This is a genomic window from Limosilactobacillus avium, from assembly GCF_947381485.1.
Lineage (GTDB): Bacteria > Bacillota > Bacilli > Lactobacillales > Lactobacillaceae > Limosilactobacillus > Limosilactobacillus avium.
Window position 1 is genome coordinate 1 of the sequence record NZ_CANCWN010000003.1, and the last position, 21389, is coordinate 21389.

A 21389-nucleotide genomic window follows, 5' to 3' on the forward strand; every position below is an offset into this window, starting at 1 on the left:
GCTTGCGCCCATTGTGGAAGATTCCCTACTGCTGCCTCCCGTAGGAGTATGGACCGTGTCTCAGTTCCATTGTGGCCGATCAGTCTCTCAACTCGGCTATGCATCATTGCCTTGGTAAGCCGTTACCATACCAACTAGCTAATGCACCGCGGGCCCATCCTAAAGTGATAGCCGAAACCATCTTTTATACGAAAACCATGTGGTTTTCGTAGTTATGCGGTATTAGCACCTGTTTCCAAATGTTATCCCCCGCTTTAGGGCAGGTTGCCCACGTGTTACTCACCCGTCCGCCGCTCACTGGTAATCCATCGTCAAATCAGTGCAAGCACGTCATATCAGTTGGGCCAGTGCGCTCGACTTGCATGTATTAGGCACACCGCCGGCGTTCATCCTGAGCCAGGATCAAACTCTCATATAAAATATAAGAACTTGAATAGCTCTAATTTAAATTAATTAAGCGAATTGACTTCGCAAATGTTTTGCTCTAATCACCGAAGTGATCAGAGGCCCTACACATTTGATTCGTCGAAACTTTGTTCAGTTTTCAAAGGTCTACCAGTTAGCCAACTAACTAAACAGTTAGTTGACGCTTAATATTTTATCAAATCTGCTCGTCAAAGTCAACAACTAATTTTAATTAATTAAGTTAGCTCCTTAGCAAGCAGCTTTTATAATATATCATATTGTCCAGAAGCTGTCAATCATTAATTTGATTTAATCAGCTTGCAAGAAGCGATTAAGCTCTTGCTGACAACGTTAACTACTATACAAGACTTAGTATTAAGTGTCAACAACAAATTAAAAGTAAAATGGATTCCCAAAATCACACAAATGAACAATATTGCTGAGCCATAGTAGACGATTTGATTTATTCACTAAATTTCCCAGTTGTTGCTCCTCTACAATGATAAATATCGGCTGAATTACGAACTATCACCTGTAACTCCTTTGTTTAATAAATATTACATTTATACTAATTTTCCCACTCCTATCTTAACAAACACCGAATTACTTGCTAAACTTCATCATTGTTATATGAAACATCTACAACTAAAGGAGAATTTAAGTGGCAACTTTAATCGATTTCATACTTCACATCGACGTCCACATTGTACAAATCGTTAATCAATTTGGTGGATGGACCTACCTAATACTATTGGCAATCGTATTCATTGAAACAGGGGCCGTCGTCTTACCATTCTTACCTGGTGACTCCCTCCTCTTTGCCGCAAGCGCAATTGCAGCCGACCCCAGATACCATCTGAACATATGGATCTTCAGTATCTTATTCTTCCTTGCCTGCCTAGCTGGTGACTCACTTAACTTCTTAATTGGCCATAAAATCGGTAAGGGATTGTCAAATCACTCCCTCTTCGGCCGTTTAATAAACAAAGAGAGCCTTGCCAAATCAGAAGCCTTCTTTGAAAAGCACGGTGCCCCAGCAATCATTTTGGCTCGTTTCATGCCGATAATTCGAACATTTGCACCATTTGCAGCCGCTGGTTCCGGCTTTGCCTACCGCCGTTTTATTCCATACAGCTTAATAGGTTGCTTTTCATGGGTATTTCTCTGTTGCGCATCGGGTTACTTCTTCGGCAACCTCCCCTTTGTACAGGAGCACTTCTCTCTAATTATTCTGGCAATTATTTTTGTAACCCTGCTACCAGCAATCATCGGTTTCTGCCGTTCAAAGTTTCAAAAAACGCCAGGAAACATAAACTCCGCTCCAGAGTATGAGGAGGAGAGTAAAGAATAATCCTCCCCATAAAAGAAATACGTGGGTAAAGAAGCTTACCGGAAGCATTAAAATAATTGGATCGGAATTAGCGTTAAAAACCCAATCATGATTAGCAAAAATTAGGAAATGAAACCTAACAAAAAGCGTTGGAAAGTTAACGAACACCATCGTAAAGATAATTATCAATATGGTCATGATTGCCTCCAACGGCTTCAATAGTTGCCAGGTCGTTTTAACCCGCCGAATCTTTCTTAGAAGGATAAATACTAAGCTACCACTGATAACCATCAGAGCTTCATTCACTATCATGATTAACCGAACATCTTTGAAATGACGGTAACCAACTTTTGATAGGGGAATGTGACGCAACAACAGTTGGTGGTTACCCGGATCTTGGAGGTACCAGAGCAAACGCAGGTAGTCATTACGCGCTGCTGCGACGCTGATGTTCCAGTGCGGATAATGAATGAACAATACTGATAGGTTAAGCGCAAGAAAAAGAGCAACGCTCATTGCCATCATGGTGTAAGCCACGACGACGAGGGTTGCTCTTTTTTTACTTAGATATTTTCCATTCATCAAGTGACCTCACAGAATTCGTCGGCTGAACTGCTTCACGAGCAACCTCCGCGGGCTTAGAAAGTCCAGTATAGACCAACAGACTGTCCATTCCAACATTGATGGCAGCTTGAATATCAGTGTGATAGTTATCACCAACCATCACCACTTCATCACGACTTAAGCCAACCTTTTGTAGTGCCATCTCCATTATTATTTTCTCTGGTTTACCAATCATCAATGGCTTTTGTTGGGTTGCATATTCTACCAACTTAACAATTGAACCCGCTCCCGGGACCATCCCCCGTTCATTGGGCAAATTACTATCTGCATTCGTCCCAATGAACTTCGCACCATCCCTGATAAGCAATACGGCTGTTTCCAACTTAGCGTAGGTAACCTGCGAATCAAGACCAACAACCACAAAATCCGGCTGCTGGTCGGTAATTTCAAAGCCACCCGCCGTCAGGGCACCACGCAACCCACTCTCACCAACAACGTACACTTTTCTCTTCTCGCCAGCAATTCCATCAAGGTAGTCCGCAGTTGCCAGAGCCGTTGTGTAGACATTTTCTGCCTTAACATCAATGTTATGATTTTCCCGCAGGTTATTGGCAACAAGCTCTGGTGACCGCGTACTATTATTAGTAACGAACAGGATTGTCTTATCCGCCGCCTTTAACCGTTTAATGAAGCGGGCAGCTGCTGGTATTTGTTTTTTTCCCTTATAGGTCGTCCCGTCTAAGTCGATGAAATATCCTTGGTAGTTCTTACTCATTTACGCTTTTTTGCTCCTTGTTTCCGTTGACGAATAACAAACTTCTGCTGGTGCTTACCAGTTTTTACTCGTTCCGCGTGCTGATTTTTACGGTGCCGAACACTTGGCTGTTTAACTTTACGCCGCCGTTCCTTTATTACCGGTCCCTTTTTGCTACAATGGTTACGCCGTCTTCTGCGGTGGTGGGGGTGCCCGACTTTAACATCTTCATTATGGATAATGAAATAAGCACAGCCAAAGTTACAATCCTCAAAAAGGTAATCTTCAATCGTTTCAACGCTTTTCTCAGGAGTAAAACCCGGATTTTCTTTTGCATAAAATCCCTTCAGCCTTAACTGGTCGTAACCCCAGTCACCAACAATATAGTCATACTTACTTAATACCGAACTGAAACGCTTGGCTAGTTCTGTTGGATTAAAGCCATCGCGATAATCCTTGACCAATTCATAGGGGTGACCATTCAACCGAAAATGGTTCTCGTCGTCACGCTCAATATGGTAGAGGTCGGCCCGCTGTTCTTCACGCTGGTCAATATAATCTTGAATTTTTGCCCGATTCATTTGCTCACCTCCATCAATAGCTAATCTTAATTATCATAACATACATTCACCCTACTTTTGCTTAGCAAGGGCGGCCGTTTTTTGAGCAATTATTTCCTCCACTTCAGCAAAAGTTATCGGGGTCCCAAAAGCGGGTTGGGGATGGAGAAACGCCATTTCGGGTGCATCTACACCAACATTGATGTTTTCCTTAGTCGGTACGGAATAATGGTGAATATGACCATGGAGGTTAACAATCTGGGGAGCAATTCCCAGCATCATTGGATAATGGGTTAAATAGTATTGACGGTGGTCATATTTTAATAAAATACCCACATCATGAAAGGTAAATTTAGGGTGCCCGTCGACCATGAAATTATGGGCGTCCAGATACTTGAATAGGGCCCGACTATCATGATTACCCTTCACTAATTCTAGTCGTCCATTGAGTTGGCAGAGCACTTTGTAAACCGCTTCGTATGATTTTCGAGGTGGTCGGGTAAAGTACAGGGCAATGTCGCCAAGATGGTAGACAATGTCATGCTCACCTACCCGGGCGTTCCAGTTATCAATAATGGTCTGATTCATCGTTGCCACATCCGGAAAGGGCCGTGGGGCAAACTTATCAATCCCCAGGAGGTCACTGTGGAAGAAATGGGTATCTGAGGTTACAAATTGCATTGATTATCCTCCTTTCAAAAAAGAGGAACCGCATCCCCGGTTCCTCTCCTATTATATTTTTTAACGATTAGTTTGCTTGTTCTTTCTTTAACCGTTCAATATCACGAACAATCATCAGCTCTTCGTTAGTTGGAATTAACAAGGTCTTGACCTTAGCATCAGGGGCTGACAAGTCACGTTGGACACCGTGGCACTTGTTCTTTTCTTGGTCAATCTTGATGCCGAAGCAATCCATGTTATCGGTGATCAACTTCCGTACTGGAATACTGTTTTCACCGACACCAGCAGTGAATACAATCGCATCAACACCATCCATTTCAGCAATGTAAGCACCGAGATAACGCTTGATCCGGTTGACGTAAATATCAAGTGCCAGTTGGGCCTTTTCGTTCCCCTTATCAGCAGCATCCAGAATATCCCGCATATCAGGAGAAAGTTCTGAAATACCCAACAGACCAGACTTGTGGTTCAAGGTGTCAATCATTTCGTCAGAAGACATCCCCGTCTTCTCTTCAACAAAGGCGACCAGTGATGGGTCAACATCCCCAGAACGCGTTGCCATCGTGATCCCGGCTAATGGTGTGAAGCCCATTGAAGTATCATAAGACTTACCATCCTTAATTGCGGTGATTGAAGCACCCGCCCCAATGTGCATCGTGATTAACTTAAGGTCTTCTAATGGCTTGCCCAGCATCTTGGCTGCTTGCGCGGCAACATAACGGTGACTAGTACCGTGGGCACCGTACTTCCGAGCACCGTACTTCTCATACCATTCGTAAGGAATACTGTAAAGGGCATTCTTCTTTGGCATGTTGGCATGGAAGGAAGTGTCAAAGACAGCAACAGCAAATGCATTTGGCAGAGCCTTCTTGAAGGCCTTGATCCCCAGTAATTCAGCCGGGTCGTGCAGTGGTGCATATTCAGCGAGGGAATCGATCTTCTTAATAACGTCATCAGTGATTACTGCGGAATCTTTGAAGTATTCACCACCCGCAACAACACGGTGACCAACGGCCGTAATTTCGTCATAACTCTTAACAATTCCCAGGGCAATCAGTTGGTCTAGTAAGTACTTAATTGCTGCCCCGTGGTCAGCAAATGGTTTTTCGTCTTCATGCTTGTGACCATCATACTTGATCTTGGCGTGGCCCATTTCTTCGCCAATCCGTTCGATGGTTCCTTCTGCAACCACGTTCTCACTTGGCATATCGAAAAGCTTAAACTTTAATGTTGAACTACCGGCATTAACTGCAATTGACTTTGACATAACAATGTCTCCTTTTTAACCTAGATTTGTCTTAACCCATTGATCAATTTCTTGCATGAACGCACCAAATTCCTTTGGCTGCTTGAACGATGGGAATTCACCTAATAACACTTTCACCGCTTGCTTACTATTTCCACCATGACGCTGCAAAAGCAAAATTGCCTTTTGCGCGTTGGAGTTAGCAAACAATTCACTTGGGAGGTTAATCAACCCCTGGAGGTAAGCAACTGACTGAATCCATTTCACAAAAGATTGTGACTCCTTTGTTTGGAAAATGTTGCTGGGAACCAGGAACACACCAAAGCCACCCGGTCTGAGATAGTTCATTGCCTGCTCGATCAGTAAATGATGAACATAGGAATGCCCCTTCGCAGCCCGCGTTTGGTAGTTCTTAGTATTTTCATCCAACGGATAATAACCAATTGGTAAATCGGCAACCGCAATATCACACTCCGGGATATCCAGAGCATTGATAGAATCCTGATGGAAAAGATCAATGTCTAGCTTTTGAAGGGCAATACTGGCACTAGCTACCTCCAGCATTGCCGGGTCATTGTCAATCCCATATCCCTTTACTGGTTGTGAGTTACTCTTTTTTAGTTGGTTAATGACCGTCGTCAGTAAGTTGCCTGTCCCGACAGCAGGGTCAAAGATCGAATATGGCCGCTTGAAATTAACGATTTTTTCGATCAGGTAGGCCATCAAAAAGCCAATTGTGTCAGGTGTCATTTGGTGATTAGCCTGAATTGCATCTTTTCGAATGACCTTAAGGAAACTGAGCTGAATAACTTGACGAATAGTCTCGGCATCCGCATCCCTTAACTTTAACTCTTGATAGAGCTTTTGCAGCTTATCAACAGTCGCTTTATCCGGGACACCATCCTCAACAGCTACCTGATCATCAATGATGTTCTCAGCGTTTTCCAGCATGGCATCTAAATAAGAACTCCGCAATGCCGACTGCAGGATCTCTGTTCCTTGATCAAAAACTTCGAACAATTCTTGTGGTGTTCGACTTGACGTAGTCGTCGCCTCCTAACGGTGTAAATATTACAGTATTAGTTTACCGATTATCGCCCCTAAATTCAAGATAACGCTTACTAGAATCACTAGCTGATTGCAAATTATCCTTTGTCTGCTGGACCATCTCTGTGGTTAACCGCTGTTCAATTATCCGCTGTCGACCATAGTAGTGATACTGAAAAACAATTACCAAACAAATGCAGGATAAGATTACCATACTTGTCCCCAACACGTACCCTGCTGTCCTCTTCTTAACTATCTTTTCTAAAACATAAGAAACCCGTAAGTACTTCACCATTAGTTCGCTCCACTTTTATGTATACCCGTTGTTGATCAAGCTGTCTAAATACCGTTTTTTGGTCACGAATCCCGCTAAAGACAGGCATGTACCCACCATCCTTTTGGGCACGAAGATAAAGGCGCTTTTGAGCACACAACTCATACAGCCGGTCCGTATGTTGATCCCGCAAGACGACTGTATTATCCCCGACACTGACTAAGGCGTAGGCGTGGCGCGGCGACTCCAGCTCTTGTAAACAAATTATCCAGTCGAGCGGTTGATCCAACGACTGGCGGGTTACTGACCGTAAACTGCTAATTGTCATCCCGGCAAGGATAATAACAATCGTGGTCACCAGTAGGGCCGCAACGCACTCGATTAGGGTAAAGGCTGCTCTCTTTTTCATCCGCCAATCCTTAAAATTCTATCCTGTTGAAAAGTCACTTCGGCGTACCCCTTTCTAGCAACCGCAACGTAAGGTCCCCGTTTAATGGTCGTCGCTCGGTGGGTACAGTAGTATCCGGCACTGGCTTCCTTAGCCAACCGGGCAGCAGTTAATTTAATTGTTAACTGCCGTTGCTGCTGGTGCAGCTGGACCTGACAAACACTGAAGGAGAAAATTCCTAAACTAATGATTGTGAGGGCCACCATACTATCCGCCATTACAAACGCACCTTTCCTTTTTAACATCATACTCCCCCCGTGCCATCTGAATTGTTAGACGGTAGTCGCAGTGCTCCGTAGCCGAATGAAATACCTTTGTCTGCGGGCAGACATAACCATCAGCCTTGATTTCAATATCATCAAAGTCCATTACCTGAATCGTTGCTGGAACCTTTACCAGTCGTTGGTGATAGTTACATATGAATGAGATTGCCCCCTTTTCCTTCGCATAGTGAATATCAGTTCCGTAGTGGTTTACCTGGGCTTGAACCTGGGCATAGCGCCACTCCTGGCGAAACTGCCGCCAGAACTGTTGCTCATTAATACGGTTCCGACTGGTGGTCATCATCGGCGTAACCAAACAAAAAATTAGCGCTGTTAGCCCCAGGACAATGATCGTCTCCAGAGCTGTAAAGCCATCACTCTTCATCGTTGACACGCTTTGCCGTTAACAATCACGATATGTTCATTCCGCGCCTTTTGTACCTGTGACTTGGTGAGGTAGTTTCCGGCCTGAAGCTCCTCAAAGTTGGCAGAATCAACCCCATTGTCGTTTTCGTAAGCATCGACTTGTGTCTGGACGACCGCAACCATTGCGTTGCCGTGAACCTTGTTGGCATGCTTCCTTTGCTGGGCAAGGTTGGGAATTACAATCAGGATCAAGAGACTGATAATGAAGAGGACAATCGACATTTCAAGCAGTGTGAATGCCGAACGTGGCGGCAATAATTTCTTATTCATTTTAATAGACCCCCTGTAACGAGTGGTAAATTGGTAAAAGAATACTGAGGTAAAGGCCCACAATAACTGCGGCAATCACAATAAAAATGACGGGTTGGACCAACGAAAACAGCTGTTCCAAGCGGGCCAAAAGGTTCTTAAACTGGATTCGGGAGAAGGCCGTCAGATCCTTACCTAATTCCTTAGAAGTCGCACCCTTACTGATAAAAATCATTAGTTCGTCTGGCAAGAAGATGGTCCGTTTGATAAAGTTTTCCAACTGACCACCAGCAGCAAGGTTGTTCTGGACCTCTGCCCCAAGTTGATACAGCATCGTCCGGTCAGAAAATTTTTCAATGGTCGTCATCATTTCTTTAAGAGACATCCCCGCACGAAGAAGGACGGCAAGGGCACTGGTAATGTAGTAGGCATAGTAGAGGCGGTAACATTCACCAACAAGCGGTAAGCGACACAGGTGCTGGACCTGCTGCAGCTTGGTAAGGTGACGCCAAGTAATTAACTTACAAATCCCCCCAGCGCTAAAAATTAGTGAGAGGACCACGAGCGCCCACTTGAGATATGGCAAGAACTGGTGAACTGACTGGCAACCATTACTAGCTTGCCACGCCGCTAACTGGGGAAACACGAATGTGGCTAAACCGACCATCATTACCCCCAGGAGGCAAAGCAAAATCAATGGGTACTGGAGCAGTTGTTTCAGCTTTTGCACCTGTCGTTGGCGGGTCACCAATAACTGGCCAGTTTCAGCAAGGACCTCAACCAGGTCGCCATGCTTTTCTGCTAATAAGAGCTGATAATATAAGTCGACCTTAATAAAGGGCCGGACACTATTGGCAAAGGTATTTCCCGCCAACAAGTTGGTCCGCACCTTAGATAAGACGCCAGCTTCTTTGACCATCGTGGTTGTTGTAAAGTCAACAGCCCGCTGGAGGGAGAAGCCAACTCTTAAAAGGTCACTCAGCAGCAAGAACCACTTTGCCTGCGCTTTTGGGCTAAACTTAACCTTCCCAGAACGCTTCCTTGACCTGGGTAGATATTTTCCCCACCGCCACTGCTTTTGATAGTTGCTTCCCCCATTCATCTGTCATCCCTCCCTTTTCCCCGTTTTCAATGGCCCTATTAAGAGCATCACCACGCAACGAATCAAACAATACTGCTTGACCCCCGTCCTTTATCGGTAACAGCCGCTGGTAGCACACGCCCGTAAGTGTCTGCGCTAGGTAGTATTCCGCAACCCCCAGCTGCCTGAGCCGGGCAACCGCGCCATAGGCATTTTGGGCATGAATTGTCCCCAGCACGAGGTGGCCACTCAATGCTGCTTGCACCGTCATCTTTGCTGTTTCCGGGTCGCGAATTTCCCCAATAATAAAGATGTCCGGCCGGTGGCGGAGGCCAAGACTCAGCAGGGCCTGGTAATCCATCCCCGCCAGTTCATTTACTTGGAGCTGGATAAAGGCCGGTTCATGAATTTCAACCGGGTCCTCAATCGCCATGACAACCTTCTCATCCGCTAGCTCCCGGACGAGCTGGTACATCGTGGTCGTCTTTCCTGAACCCATCGGCCCTGCAAAGAGGTGCAGGCCCCGCTTTTTGAGGATTTGTTTCAAGGCTTGCCACTGGTCGGGAAAAAGCAGGTGATAATTTTGACTCGTCAAGTGGTAGATAAACCGGACAACCAGTGATTCGCGCCCTTGATAGTCGCCGACACTGGATAATCGGAGGTTAACCACTTCGGGCCCGTATTGCCACTCCATTGCGCCCAACTGGGGCCGCCGGTGCTCACTAACGGCCATGTCAGCCTGGTATTTCAGATATGAGATCAACCGTTCCGCATAATCTCTGGGCACCTCTTTTAATTGCTGCAACGACCCCTGGTGCGTGACCAGCAAGCGGTAATATTTTTTAAAGGGCAAAATATATAAGTCTGCGGCGCGCATCCCAATGGCAACCGCAATTTCTTTCTCAAAACTCTTCATAACGACAAAACCCCCTTCACCTAAATAAGACGGTAAAAGGGAGCGGTTTAAACTAAAAAAACTAGGAAAAATCCTAGTTTTTTGTTTATGAATATTTATATGTTAGTCTTCATCTTCGTCGTCTGGTAAGATACCAGTTTCGTAGATGTCGGCAACATCGTCGTTTGCTGTCAATTCATCGATCAGGTGACGGTATTGCTTAGCCTTGTCTTCTGGAACTGCTGTCCGGTTTTGTGGAATCATCGTTACTTCAGCAGTGTCCAAGTCGTAACCCTTGCCTTGCAAAGCGTCGCGAACAGTCGTTAAGCTGCTTGGGTCGGTGAAGATTTGGAACTTTTCATCGGTTGCCTTCATGTCGTCCGCACCGGCATCCAAGGCATCCATCAACATGTCGTCTTCACTCTTGTCAAGACCGTCCCGCAGGATTTCAATTAAGCCCTTCCGGTCAAACATGTATGAAACAGAACCACTAGCACCTAACGAACCACCTGCATGGGTGAAGGCGGAACGAACGGCAGAGGCCGTCCGGTTCTTGTTGTCGGTTAAGGCGGAAACCATTACGGCAACCCCACCTGGAGCGTAACCTTCGTAAGTAACTTCTTCGAACTTTGCGCCACCGATACCAGAAGCCTTAGCAATGGCCCGGTCGATGTTCTTCTTTGGCATGTTAGCTGCGTGCGCCTTGTCAATTACCAAACGCAATTGGGCGTTGTTAGCTGGATCAGGATCACCTGCTTTAGCTGCTTGGTATAAATCACGGGAAATCTTTTGGAAGATCTTTCCACGCTTAGCATCTTGGGCGTTCTTACGTCCCTGAATGTTATGCCATTTTGAATGTCCTGACATTACTGACTCCTCTTTTCTTTAGTTAATGTGATAAACAGATAAAGTTTAGCAAAAAAACATTATTAATTCAAGGTGAATACACTACTTAAACTTCTTAATTCCCCGAATGACCCAGCAAATAGCTGCCAAGATCCCCGTAACAACAATCACTGGCATTGCGGTTTGGACAAAATCGTCCGCACACTGAACCGCAAATGTACTGTAGTCAGGATAGGCGTGTGCTAATTGGGGAATGATTGCCCGAACCACTTCGATAACCAGCCAACTGATCACCGTCCCAAAAAGGAATATCCAACTGAAGCTGGTTACAAAATGACGCCTAAGAATGGCGAGGACAACTAGGATAACCAACCCAACGGAACTGACAATCAGGCAGATGTTGGTGACCACCCGGGCAACCTGGAGGCCGTTAATGATTGCCGTTACTTCTGGAGTGTTAATTTGTGAATTAACCGTGCTGTTTACCTGACTGGTTACCGCTGACGACGTTCCTGACGGCAAAAGGTCAGTTGAAAGGCCAAACTTTGATAGCTCATCATTAGCCTGGTTCTCCACATTATTCGTGATTGGGCTCAAATCAAGCTTGAGCCGCTGACCAGCAAAGGCCTGGTTAACAACCGTCCGGACAATGTGATCAGTATCTGTTTTTGTGACCGTACTAGTCGGAATACCATACTGCTGTAGTCCATCATCAACCTCATCCAAGATTGTTGATTCTAGTACCGACGAAGTAACTTCATGCATGACAAAGGACTTGTTTAAAATCGTCCGTTCAACAATAAAACTAATGGTTAAAACTGTTAATAGGACCACCCCTAGGATCCGCAAGCCGATATGGTGACTCGCCGTTTCCTGGAGCTCATTATCAGTACTTTCTTGATGGTAAAGCTCACTTCTTGTTGGCAATGGTCAAATCTCCTACTTACGAGTAGACTGCCTAGCCTCAAAGCCATGGTCTAAGATAACATCGTTTTCTTCATCATCGTTATCTTCCATCAATTTCGTTAACAGCCGCATCGATACCGCACCGATATCGTAAAGGGGCTGGGTGATGGAAGAAAGGGTTGGCCGACAGATCCGGGTGTAAGTCGTGTCATTAGAAGAAATAATTTCAAATTCTTCTGGCACCTTGACTCCGTTATCTTCCAAACCGTTTAATAAGCCCACAGCAAGGTGGTCGTTAGTGACGTACGCACCTTTTACACCGTTCTGGGCAATTTCCTTAGCCCGTTCGTAAATTTGCTTGTAACTCCCATCAGTTTCAATTACCAGGTCACTACTGTACTGAAGACCCTTGTCACTCAGCGCTTCCTTGTAACCAGCCAACCGCGCCTGGTTGATTGCATAGCCCAGTGAGCTGGTTACCAAGGCAACATCCCCATCGTTGTGTTCCAAAAGCTTCAGGGTTGCTTCCTTGGCTGCCTTTTGATAATCAATCCGGACGGTTGCCAGGTCCTTGTCTTCAACAACTGAACCGGCAACAACTACTGGTGTGTTGGCGCTCTTAAATTCCGCTTGCAAGTCCGCCGAGAGATCGTAACCCATGAAGATAATCCCGTCAACTTGCTTGGCAAGGAGGTTACGAACAACCTTTAAGATCTTGTCGTTGTCATAGTCGGAGTTTGCCAAAATAATGTTGTACTTGTACATCGACGCGATGTCATCAATCCCTAATGCCAACTCGGCAAAGTAAGGATTGGTAATGTTAGGGATAACCACCCCCACGGTCGTCGTCCGCTTGGAGGCCAGGCCCCGGGCCACAGCATTTGGCCGGTAGTTGAGGCGTTTAATGACGTCAAGAACCTTTTGACGGGTTGCCGGCTTAACATTTGGATTACCATTAACAACCCGAGAAACGGTTGCCATGGAAACACGTGCTTCACGAGCAACCGTGTAAATAGTAACTGCTTGTTTTTCCATAAGATAGCCCTTTCTTTATTGATATATCAGGTTTTCATAACTACACTAATATAGCAAATTCCCCAGGACATATCAATAATTTTAGTTATAAAAAAAGACTTGATAGACAGTTTTTATTACACTGTCCACCAAGCACTTTTTCGACCGTAAATTTTATTCTTCATGCGTTGCGTCGATAACAATATCATCATCCGCATCGCTTTCTTTTTCGTGGGCTTTAGCCAACTTCTCACGGATTGCAGCGGTTTGCTTGTCAAATTCGTCGTTTGTCAAGTGGTCCAGGACCTGGTCCTTTGTCTTCTTGACCTTTTCGGTCGCCGCTTTGACGTTATCAGTCATGCCATTGTCGTCCATTTCGGCCAGCTTCTCGTCAACAATATCAAGCGCATTCAGGGCGTAGTCGGTAACGTAATCAGCAATGTCGCCCATCTTCTCATTTGCTCTTTCCTTTAGCAATTGACGTTTTTCCTCTGGGATGAGCGCCCAGCTAGCTGCGGTGGCTGCTCCCCCTAAAATAATTCCTGCAAATAACTTTTTACTCATTACTGTCAACCCCTTTCTTATTAGCCCGGTGTGTCCGATAGCGGCCAACAGCACCAACAACTGCCGCCTTTCCAGCACTCTTTAGCAAGCTAATCCCCAACTTATTTTTCTCCCGTTGGGCATTGGCTTTATCAACCATGGTGTGCAGGTGGTCATTAATGTCAACCACACTTTGACTGACATCCGCCACGGCCTGTACTGCCGGGTTAAGCTTATTGGACTTCTTATTAATATCCTCTAGCAGTGAATTCGTGTTACCGAGAACTTCTTCAACTTCCTTACTCAGGTTATCCATATCGCGGGTTAGCAGGGAGATACTTTGGTTGGTCTCCTTCATGGTCTTGCTCAGTTGGTTAACCAGGATGCACAGAAAAACAACCAGGATCAAAAAAGCAATTGCCGCGATCAACCCTGCCAATTCACCAAACGTCATCAAGTGCCGCCTCCTTCAATTTCTTTACTTAATGACTAGAATAGCACACCTGATCATTAAACGACAATTCCCCCTATCGACATTAATACCCAGAAGTTGTTACAATTGAATGGATTCATTCAAAGGGGGAAATTTTTATGATTGTTGGTGCGGCAAACGCCCAATTAAATAAACAGCTGGAACAGGTCCGCCAAGCATTTACCGACCTGTCCTGGGAACAAATTTCGCGGCAGATTCTCAATAAGCTGCTCCTGATCTTCATCACTGCGGCCCTGTTCTTCATTATCTTATGGTTGGGGCGCGTGATTATCAATCACCTGTTTCGTGAGTCTAATAAGTACCAACTACTAAGAAATAAGAACCGCCTGGCCACTATTCGGGCCCTGACCCTTAACATCTATCGTTACACCTGCTACTTCTTTTTCCTGTACGCCATTCTCTCTGAGATTGGCGTCCCGGTTGGTACCCTCATTGCCGGTGCCGGTATTTTCAGCATTGCCCTTGGTCTCGGGGCCCAGGGCTTCGTCAGCGATGTCGTTAACGGCTTTTTCATCCTGCTGGAACAGCAGCTCGATGTTGGTGACACGGTCGAACTGGGGCAAATAAAGGGCACCGTAACCGCCCTTGGCATCCGCACAACCCAGATCACCAGTGCGGACGGGACTTTAAACTACATCCCCAACCGGCAGATTACCATCGTCCGCAACTTCTCCCGCAATGATGTGGTTACCAACGTTGATATTTTTATTGCCCCCAACGCCAAGATCGACCAGGTTAAAGCGATTGTTGACCGGGTTAACACCCAATTAATCGATACTACCCCCGACCTACAGGCGGCACCAGTAGTTGTTGGTCCCGTTACCGTCAATGCACAGCTCGTCTTTCGGGTGACGATTACCGTCACGAGCGGGTCCCAATCAACGGTTTCCAGTAAGTTTCTTGCCGCCTACCTGCGTGAACTTCACGCCGCCCACGTACCGCTTTCCTGGGAAGGAAGGGAACACCATGAAAATTAAGATGATTGCCACCGACCTTGATGGGACCTTCCTGCGTGATGATCACACTTATAACCACCGCCTTTTCAAAAAGGTCTTTCGCCAACTGCAGAAAAGGGGGATCCACTTCGTTGCCGCCAGTGGGTCCAGCTACCCGCGTTTAAAACGTGAATTTGCCCCCTATGTTGACCAGATGGGCTTTGTCTCCCAAAACGGTTCTGTAATCCACCTGGGTGATAAATTAATCCAGGACTACCCGATTGATTCCCGGGCCCTGGCGCGGGTAATGCATGTGCTGGATCGTTACTATGGCCCCCGTGACATCAACCAGCTGGTAGTTTCGGGGCCAATCCACTCCTATGTCGACCAGACGATGGACGACCATAACTTCGGGATCGTAAAGACCTTTTATGAAGACGTTCAACGGGTTTCAGACATCCGCCACATCTTTACGAGCTATCCGGATGAGGAGTTCACCAAGATTTCCATCAACTTTGCCGATCACGTCAACCTGGCACGAGTGGCGGCCACTTTGGATAACTTTCTTCCCGCATCGCTTATCATTGAGAATTCCGGTTTTAATACGGACCTGATTGGTAACGCCCACGGGACAAAGCGCAACGGACTCGCCCTTTTGCAGAACCACTTTGCTTGTGCCCCCGGTGAAATCGTGACCTTTGGCGATAACGAAAACGACCTGGGGATGCTGGCAATGACCGCCCAGAGTTACGCAATGCAAAACGCCCACCAGGTTATTCGGATGCAGGCCGGCCACGTCACCACTGCCGATAACAACCACGATGGGGTTCTAAAGACCATACAACAAATTCTTAAAAATAACTAACTGTTATGATAACGTAAACGACCTTCAGTGTCCAAAAGCACTGAAGGTCGTTTTCTATCTTCTCGGATAATTTCTAACGCGAAAACTCAACATGTAAGTCGGGAACGCGGTGCATCTGCCGATCGTAAAAATCAACTGTGAACGCACGCGGATCAGCATCAATGATTGCAAAGGTCCCACCAATATCACGATACTGTCCCCGCGGCAGTGAAATGCTGCCGGGGTTAACAACCAGCATTCCGTGATCAACCGTGGCCCCCAACTGGTGAGTGTGACCATAACAGATTACGTCCGCCCCCGTTGATGCTCCCTTCAGCATCAATGGGGTCATCGTAAAGTTGACCCGGTAGTGGTGACCATGGGTAATGAAAAAGTGCTGCCCCGCCTTTTCAATAACCAGGTCTCCCGGATATCCCAGGTGCCAATCATTATTTCCCGCCACCCCAACCAAATTTTTCATCAGGGGGTCGGTTGAATCAATTTCTGAATCCCCACAGTGGATCATCAGGTCTACTTGTCCCTGCCACTTGTTGACAATTTGGGAAAGGATCTGCCGATCACCGTGATTATCACTTACTACTAACGCTTTCATTATGCCTGCCACCATTCCACAAACTGGTTCATAAAGGCCCGGAGTGCCCGGCCGCGGTGGCTGATCTGGTTCTTTTGATCAGCGGTTAATTCCGCCATTGAACAGTCGTAACCGTCCGGCATAAATAAGGGATCATACCCAAAACCGTTGTTGCCGCGTGCCCTTTGGAGAATCTTGCCATCAACCCGGCCCTCCGTCTCCAACTTTGCCCCGTCTGGCTTGAGGGCCAAAATTGTGGTATGGAAGTGGGCTGTTCGTTGGTCATCCGGAACGTTTGCTAACTCACGCAGTAATTTGGCATTATTAGCGGCATCGTCGTGGTCACCTGCATAACGGGCAGAATGGACTCCCGGGGCGCCATTCAAGGCATCCACAACTAGGCCGGAGTCATCGGCCATCACTGGCAAATTAAAGGCTGCTACTGCTGTCTGAGCCTTAATCAAGGCATTTTCCGCAAATGTTTGCCCATCCTCATTGATCGTAATTGGTGGAAAATCGGCAAGCGTCTTGATCTCAACGTCAAAGGGGGCAAACATCTTTCGGTATTCACGAGCCTTACCGGCATTCTTCGTTGCAACTACTAGCATTTTCATTTTGTTACCTCCAAATCAATGTGACTGCAGGAATCATACTGACCGCTGAGCCATAGTTGCGCCCCGCTAACCAGGTCGGCGGTTTTACCGGTTGTGTATAATTCAACGACTGGTGCGTGGCCGGTATTCTCGCCACCATTAGCCTCCAACGCCGCTTGGACGTGCTTAACTGTTTCAAAGGCCGGATCAACCAATTTCACCGTTGGACCAAGGGTGTGTTCGATCTCTTTTTTCAGGAACGGGAAATGCGTGCACCCCAGGACTAAGGTTTGGACGCCCTGCCCCTTTAGCGGTGCTAACTCTTGATCAACCGTCCGTTGGGCCGCTACGGTCCCCGTCTGGCCATGTTCAACAATTGAGACTAGTGGCTGGGCTGCCTGACTGACGACCCGGATATTGGCCGTCGTCAAGTCCTTGATGGCATGGTCATACGCGCCATTTTTAATGGTCGATTCGGTCCCAATAACGCCAATCGTCTGGGCCCCACTTGCTAATGCCGCCTGGGCACCCGGCTTAATGACCCCAATCACGGGAATTGACAACTGCTTTTGCAGGGTTGGTAGTGCCGCTGCAGTTGCTGTATTGCAAGCAATTACCATCATCTTCGCACCCTTTTCCTGTAAAAAGCGGCCAACTGCCGATGCCAACTGCCGGATTTCTGCCTGACTCTTGGTTCCGTAAGGGAAGTGTCCCTGGTCACCAACAAAAATCAACGATTCATTCGGCATTTCCCTTTGTAATACCCGGAGAACCGATAAACCGCCTAAGCCAGAGTCCATCATTCCGATGGGTCGTTTATCCATTTCTGCCACCTCACTGTTTTATTTAGAAATGCTTGAAACTACATTATCGGTTTAATTTGCAAGTTTTGCAAGTTGGGGCTGCTAAGGTCCCGGTTTTTAAGTATAATAGTAACTGATTGCAAAAAAGGAGCAGAACGAGATAATGAGTCAAAAACTTTACGACCAATTAATTAACAGCCCCCAGGGTTTGAATACGGGGACGCTTCGCGACGTCATTCTTCCTGCCATTCTGGGGAAAGAGACCGATGAGATGCTCTACTGGATTGGCAAGGACCTGGCCCGGCAATACCCCGTGGCCACAACTAACGACCTTATCACTTTGACCCGGCAACTCGCCTTTGGTGACCTTACCCTGGTAAAGAAGACCGCCACTAGTCAAATTTGGCGACTTGGCGGTCCAGTGATCGTCAACCGGGTCAGCCGCGACGATGAAGAAACCTCCTTTGGTTTAGAATGCGGCTTTCTCGCCCAGGAAGTTGAATTTCAACTGAATACAATTGTGGAGGCGAAGGTTAACGACCGCCACCATGACTACGTTGAAATTCTCCTGGAAAACGATCCCCAAACCAAGAGTAGCTCCGAAAGAAACGAGTTAGTCACCTTCATCCACCTCCAGGGCGCCTCTACTGAAAAGGAGTCTGAAGACGAAAAAGAGAAGCCGTCTCGTTTGCAACGGTTGAAGCGTGGCAAGAAGAAGTCAAAGGAAAAATAGCATCCCGAAAATAAACGAAGCGGTCCTGACCGTCTGGCAGATGCCAAATGGTCAGGACCGATTTTGTATTAATTCACATTTAAGGTAACAACTAGTCAGCGTATTGTTGCAAAATCTGTTTGAGCTGTTCTGCCGGGTGGTAGCCGACGATTTGGTCAACAACCTGACCGTCTTTTTTAACCATCAGTGTTGGAATACTCATGATTTGGAAGTGGCGGGCAGTTTCCGGATTTTGGTCAACGTCCATCTTAAAGAAGTTGATGTTCGTCATATCCTCTGATAATGCTTCGACAACTGGTGACTGCATCCGACATGGGCCGCACCAGGTTGCCCAAAAATCAATTAACGCAACACCATTTGCCGTATCTTTTTCAAATGTTTGGTCGGTTGTAACGTTTACTGCCATTTTGTTAACTCCTCTCGTTTTTCTGTACCTTTATTCTACCAAAGCTCATTTTTAAAGTCACCACATCTGCTTACTTATTATAAGTTAACAATGGTAGCTCCATCACCACCATTATTTGGTGAGGCGTACGAAAAAGACTTAACACGGGGGTTACTCTGCAGGTATTGCTGGGTTCCTTTCCGCAAGGCGCCCGTACCCTTACCATGAATAATCGTTACCGAAGACAGGTTATTCAAGAGGGCGTGGTCGATAAAGTTACTTAATTCACCCATTGCTTCCTCATAGCGATGGCCCCGGAGGTCCAGCCGGGCAGAAGTCCGCCGTGTCTGCGTGGTCCGCACCGCTAGTTTTTGCGGCCGCGTTGCCTTTTCCTTGGGCAGGTCCTTTTTGGCAACCTTCTCAAGGTCACGCTCGTCAATCTCCATCTTCAGAATCCCAATCTGGACTTCCCACTTATGGTTCCCCCGCCGGTTAAGCAGTTCACCATACTGGCCATATGACTTTACGAGGACACTGTCGCCCTTGTGGAGGTCATGCTTGGCCTTCGCCCGTTTAAGGACGGTATTATTCTTCAACCGGGGGTTTTCTTGGTGGAGGGCGTTGAGGGCCCCCTGGGCGTCAATCAGTTGGTTTTCCTTGACGTTGGCCCCCTGCTGAACTTCTAGCTGGCGGAGGTGGTGAATGATCCGGTTAGCCTTACGCTTAGCCATTGATACCTGGTGGTTGGCCTTAGACCGGGCTTGATCAAACAGTTTGTCACGTTGTTCATTGAAGCGGTCAAGTTTCTCGGTTAGCTCCTTCTCCTTGGCCTCGTTCTTGGCGACCAGCTTAGTCAACCGCTCGTTTTCTTCCCGGGCCGCACGCCGTTGTTCAACCAAGTCACCAATCATCTTATTTAGATCCTGGCTGTCGTCGCTGACCAGTGACCGGGCCTCATCAATGATTGTCGACGAGATACCGAGCCGTTGGGCAATCTCCAGTCCGTTTGACCGTCCCGGAATGCCCAGCAGGAGGCGGTATGTTGGCTCCAACGTTTCCTGGTCAAATTCCATGCTGGCGTTAATTGTCTTGGCCCGGTCGTAACCATAGACTTTGAGTTCTGGGTAGTGGGTGGTGATTACTACCATGCTCCCCTTGGCCCCAATGGCATCAAGGATGGACATTGCCAGCGCAGCCCCTTCTTTGGGGTCCGTCCCGGCACCTAGTTCATCCAAGAGGACCAGGCTGCGGTTGGTAATCCGGTCAAGAATTGCCTTCACATTATCCATGTGCCCGGAAAAGGTACTCAGGTTTTGTTCCAAGGATTGTTCGTCCCCGATATCGGCAAAGATATTGTCGAACACGGCGATTGTGCTCCCCTCTTCGGTCGGAATAAACAGTCCCGACTGGCCCATTAACTGGATAATCCCCAAGGTCTTTAGGGTAATGGTCTTACCACCGGTGTTGGGCCCCGTGATGATAATCGCCTGATAGTCTTTCCCAATCTTAATGTCGTTGGCGACCACCTTATCACGGGCAATCAGGGGGTGACGGGCCTTGCGCAGGTTCACCACGTTATCCCGTGAAAGCAACGGCAGGCTGGCCTTCATCTGGTGGGCTAAGGTGGCCTTCGCATTTACAAAGTCCAGGTGGCCCAGCAGTTGCTCGTTATTTAAGATGTCATGCCGGTAGGGGGTGATGAGGGCCGAAAGCTCGGCGAGAACCCGCAGGACTTCCTGTTTTTCCTCAATCTGTGCCTGCCGTAAGCGGTTATTATCCTCCATCACTGCTCCCGGCTCAATGTAAAGGGTCTGACCACTCGCACTCTGGTCATGAACCACCCCACCGAACTTATTCCGGTAACGGGCGAGGACGGGGATAACAAACCGGTCATTACGCACCGTTACAATTGGCTCACTCAAATACTTGGCACTCCTCCCGGTGGTGTAGTGGTCCATCTGAGTGCGAATCTCATCTTCCGTCTTCGTAATCAGTTGGCGGATACCGTGTAGCTTGGGAGAGGCCTCATCCGTAATCCGCCCATCCGGGTCAACCGATTGAACCAGCCGTCGTGTTACGGAAGGAATGGTCACGAGACGGTCGACGACCCCTTCAAGGACCCGTAGCTTGATCTTCTTCTCCCGCATCTGGTCAAAGAAGTTTTGCACACTCATGCTGGCCTGCAGGACCTTTGTCACCTGTGCCAGTTCGGTCCCGTTCAGATTGGCACCAATCCGCAACCGCTTCATCTGTGGCTTAACGTCTGCTAATTTAGGAAGGGGAATCCCACCTTCTAGACGCAAGATATCGGCCCCGTCAGTAGTTTCTTCCAGCATCTGGTGAACCGTATCAAAATCCGTTGCCGGCATTAAAGCTGCCAGCTCTTGGCGGCCCGCTGCGGATACCAGGTAGTGGGCCAGGGCCGTTTTAATCTGATTAAACTCAAGTGTTTCAATAATTTTGTGATTCATACTTAACT

The 21389-nt window shown here is 47.2% G+C and carries 26 protein-coding genes and 1 rRNA gene; 4 read left to right on the top strand and 23 right to left on the bottom strand.

What is annotated here, in order from left to right:
* Nucleotides 1-418, bottom strand: a 16S ribosomal RNA gene (locus QOS01_RS01655); the annotation flags it as partial.
* A 648-nt stretch (nucleotides 419-1066) separates the two neighbouring features.
* On the opposite strand from QOS01_RS01655, the gene QOS01_RS01660 reads away from it, so the two are divergent.
* Entirely contained in the window at nucleotides 1067-1756 is a 690-nt protein-coding gene (locus QOS01_RS01660; protein ID WP_283620814.1) for a VTT domain-containing protein, read from the top strand.
* Here QOS01_RS01660 and QOS01_RS01665 read toward each other — a convergent pair.
* The 17 genes from QOS01_RS01665 to QOS01_RS01745 form a co-directional block, all read right to left on the bottom strand.
* The gene (locus QOS01_RS01665; protein ID WP_283620815.1) at nucleotides 1688-2317 is read right to left on the bottom strand and encodes a TIGR01906 family membrane protein; all 630 of its coding nucleotides are present in this window, start codon (nucleotides 2315-2317) and stop codon (nucleotides 1688-1690) included. The genes QOS01_RS01660 and QOS01_RS01665 overlap by 69 nt on opposite strands.
* On the bottom strand, nucleotides 2295-3074 hold the full coding sequence (locus QOS01_RS01670; protein ID WP_283620816.1) for a TIGR01457 family HAD-type hydrolase: 780 nt from the start codon (nucleotides 3072-3074) through the stop codon (nucleotides 2295-2297). Before QOS01_RS01670 ends, QOS01_RS01665 begins: the two co-directional genes overlap by 23 nt.
* A complete protein-coding gene (locus QOS01_RS01675; protein WP_283620817.1) occupies nucleotides 3071-3634 on the bottom strand; it encodes a YutD family protein in 564 nt (187 codons plus the stop codon). Before QOS01_RS01675 ends, QOS01_RS01670 begins: the two co-directional genes overlap by 4 nt.
* A 51-nt stretch (nucleotides 3635-3685) precedes the next feature.
* Nucleotides 3686-4294 (bottom strand): metallophosphoesterase family protein, encoded by a 609-nt coding sequence (locus QOS01_RS01680; protein WP_283620818.1) that lies wholly within the window; start codon nucleotides 4292-4294, stop codon nucleotides 3686-3688.
* A gap of 67 nt (nucleotides 4295-4361) precedes the next feature.
* A complete protein-coding gene (locus QOS01_RS01685; protein ID WP_047769649.1) occupies nucleotides 4362-5561 on the bottom strand; it encodes an acetate/propionate family kinase in 1200 nt (399 codons plus the stop codon).
* 15 nt (nucleotides 5562-5576) lie between these two features.
* Complete coding sequence (locus tag QOS01_RS01690) at nucleotides 5577-6560, bottom strand: class I SAM-dependent methyltransferase (RefSeq protein WP_326521093.1); 984 nt, start codon at nucleotides 6558-6560, stop codon at nucleotides 5577-5579.
* A 275-nt stretch (nucleotides 6561-6835) separates the two neighbouring features.
* On the bottom strand, nucleotides 6836-7270 hold the full coding sequence (locus QOS01_RS01695; protein ID WP_283620819.1) for a prepilin-type N-terminal cleavage/methylation domain-containing protein: 435 nt from the start codon (nucleotides 7268-7270) through the stop codon (nucleotides 6836-6838).
* Nucleotides 7267-7527 (bottom strand): hypothetical protein, encoded by a 261-nt coding sequence (locus tag QOS01_RS01700; RefSeq protein WP_283620820.1) that lies wholly within the window; start codon nucleotides 7525-7527, stop codon nucleotides 7267-7269. The genes QOS01_RS01695 and QOS01_RS01700 overlap by 4 nt, the downstream gene beginning before the upstream one ends.
* Complete coding sequence (locus tag QOS01_RS01705) at nucleotides 7517-7957, bottom strand: type II secretion system protein (RefSeq protein WP_283620821.1); 441 nt, start codon at nucleotides 7955-7957, stop codon at nucleotides 7517-7519. The genes QOS01_RS01700 and QOS01_RS01705 overlap by 11 nt, the downstream gene beginning before the upstream one ends.
* The gene (gene comGC / locus QOS01_RS01710; RefSeq protein ID WP_047769657.1) at nucleotides 7954-8268 is read right to left on the bottom strand and encodes a competence type IV pilus major pilin ComGC; all 315 of its coding nucleotides are present in this window, start codon (nucleotides 8266-8268) and stop codon (nucleotides 7954-7956) included. Before comGC ends, QOS01_RS01705 begins: the two co-directional genes overlap by 4 nt.
* A 1-nt stretch (nucleotide 8269) precedes the next feature.
* Nucleotides 8270-9349 carry a competence type IV pilus assembly protein ComGB gene (comGB, locus tag QOS01_RS01715; protein WP_283620822.1) on the bottom strand — a complete coding sequence of 360 codons (1080 nt, stop codon included), beginning with the start codon at nucleotides 9347-9349 and terminating at the stop codon, nucleotides 8270-8272.
* Nucleotides 9267-10244 carry a competence type IV pilus ATPase ComGA gene (gene comGA / locus QOS01_RS01720; RefSeq protein ID WP_283620823.1) on the bottom strand — a complete coding sequence of 326 codons (978 nt, stop codon included), beginning with the start codon at nucleotides 10242-10244 and terminating at the stop codon, nucleotides 9267-9269. Before comGA ends, comGB begins: the two co-directional genes overlap by 83 nt.
* A 102-nt stretch (nucleotides 10245-10346) precedes the next feature.
* Nucleotides 10347-11090: a YebC/PmpR family DNA-binding transcriptional regulator gene (locus QOS01_RS01725; RefSeq protein WP_283620824.1), complete on the bottom strand. Its 744-nt coding sequence runs from the start codon at nucleotides 11088-11090 to the stop codon at nucleotides 10347-10349.
* 81 nt (nucleotides 11091-11171) lie between these two features.
* A complete protein-coding gene (locus tag QOS01_RS01730; protein ID WP_283620825.1) occupies nucleotides 11172-11996 on the bottom strand; it encodes a hypothetical protein in 825 nt (274 codons plus the stop codon).
* Between the two features lie 12 nt (nucleotides 11997-12008).
* Nucleotides 12009-13010: a catabolite control protein A gene (gene ccpA, locus QOS01_RS01735; protein ID WP_283620826.1), complete on the bottom strand. Its 1002-nt coding sequence runs from the start codon at nucleotides 13008-13010 to the stop codon at nucleotides 12009-12011.
* Nucleotides 13011-13163: 153 nt separating this feature from the next.
* Nucleotides 13164-13553: a hypothetical protein gene (locus tag QOS01_RS01740; protein WP_283620827.1), complete on the bottom strand. Its 390-nt coding sequence runs from the start codon at nucleotides 13551-13553 to the stop codon at nucleotides 13164-13166.
* A complete protein-coding gene (locus tag QOS01_RS01745) occupies nucleotides 13546-13986 on the bottom strand; it encodes a DUF948 domain-containing protein (protein ID WP_283620828.1) in 441 nt (146 codons plus the stop codon). The genes QOS01_RS01740 and QOS01_RS01745 overlap by 8 nt, the downstream gene beginning before the upstream one ends.
* Nucleotides 13987-14123: 137 nt before the next feature.
* On the opposite strand from QOS01_RS01745, the gene QOS01_RS01750 reads away from it, so the two are divergent.
* Both QOS01_RS01750 and QOS01_RS01755 read left to right on the top strand, forming a co-directional pair.
* Complete coding sequence (locus tag QOS01_RS01750; RefSeq protein WP_283620829.1) at nucleotides 14124-15002, top strand: mechanosensitive ion channel family protein; 879 nt, start codon at nucleotides 14124-14126, stop codon at nucleotides 15000-15002.
* On the top strand, nucleotides 14992-15825 hold the full coding sequence (locus QOS01_RS01755; RefSeq protein WP_283620830.1) for an HAD hydrolase family protein: 834 nt from the start codon (nucleotides 14992-14994) through the stop codon (nucleotides 15823-15825). The genes QOS01_RS01750 and QOS01_RS01755 overlap by 11 nt, the downstream gene beginning before the upstream one ends.
* Before the next feature lie 73 nt (nucleotides 15826-15898).
* Here QOS01_RS01755 and QOS01_RS01760 read toward each other — a convergent pair whose 3' ends face one another.
* Genes QOS01_RS01760 through murI form a run of 3 tightly spaced genes read right to left on the bottom strand, consistent with a single transcriptional unit; the run spans nucleotide 15899 to nucleotide 17813 of the window.
* A complete protein-coding gene (locus QOS01_RS01760) occupies nucleotides 15899-16417 on the bottom strand; it encodes a metallophosphoesterase (protein WP_283620831.1) in 519 nt (172 codons plus the stop codon).
* Entirely contained in the window at nucleotides 16417-17010 is a 594-nt protein-coding gene (locus QOS01_RS01765) for an XTP/dITP diphosphatase (RefSeq protein WP_283620832.1), read from the bottom strand. Before QOS01_RS01765 ends, QOS01_RS01760 begins: the two co-directional genes overlap by 1 nt.
* Complete coding sequence (murI, locus tag QOS01_RS01770) at nucleotides 17007-17813, bottom strand: glutamate racemase (RefSeq protein ID WP_283620833.1); 807 nt, start codon at nucleotides 17811-17813, stop codon at nucleotides 17007-17009. Before murI ends, QOS01_RS01765 begins: the two co-directional genes overlap by 4 nt.
* A gap of 142 nt (nucleotides 17814-17955) precedes the next feature.
* On the opposite strand from murI, the gene QOS01_RS01775 reads away from it, so the two are divergent.
* A complete protein-coding gene (locus tag QOS01_RS01775) occupies nucleotides 17956-18525 on the top strand; it encodes a DUF2507 domain-containing protein (RefSeq protein ID WP_283620834.1) in 570 nt (189 codons plus the stop codon).
* Between the two features lie 91 nt (nucleotides 18526-18616).
* Here the strand turns inward: QOS01_RS01775 and trxA are convergent, their stop codons facing one another.
* Together trxA and QOS01_RS01785 are read right to left on the bottom strand one after the other, a co-directional pair.
* Complete coding sequence (gene trxA / locus QOS01_RS01780; protein ID WP_283620835.1) at nucleotides 18617-18931, bottom strand: thioredoxin; 315 nt, start codon at nucleotides 18929-18931, stop codon at nucleotides 18617-18619.
* Between the two features lie 77 nt (nucleotides 18932-19008).
* Nucleotides 19009-21381: an endonuclease MutS2 gene (locus tag QOS01_RS01785; RefSeq protein WP_283620836.1), complete on the bottom strand. Its 2373-nt coding sequence runs from the start codon at nucleotides 21379-21381 to the stop codon at nucleotides 19009-19011.
* Between the last annotated feature and the right edge of the window lie 8 nt (nucleotides 21382-21389).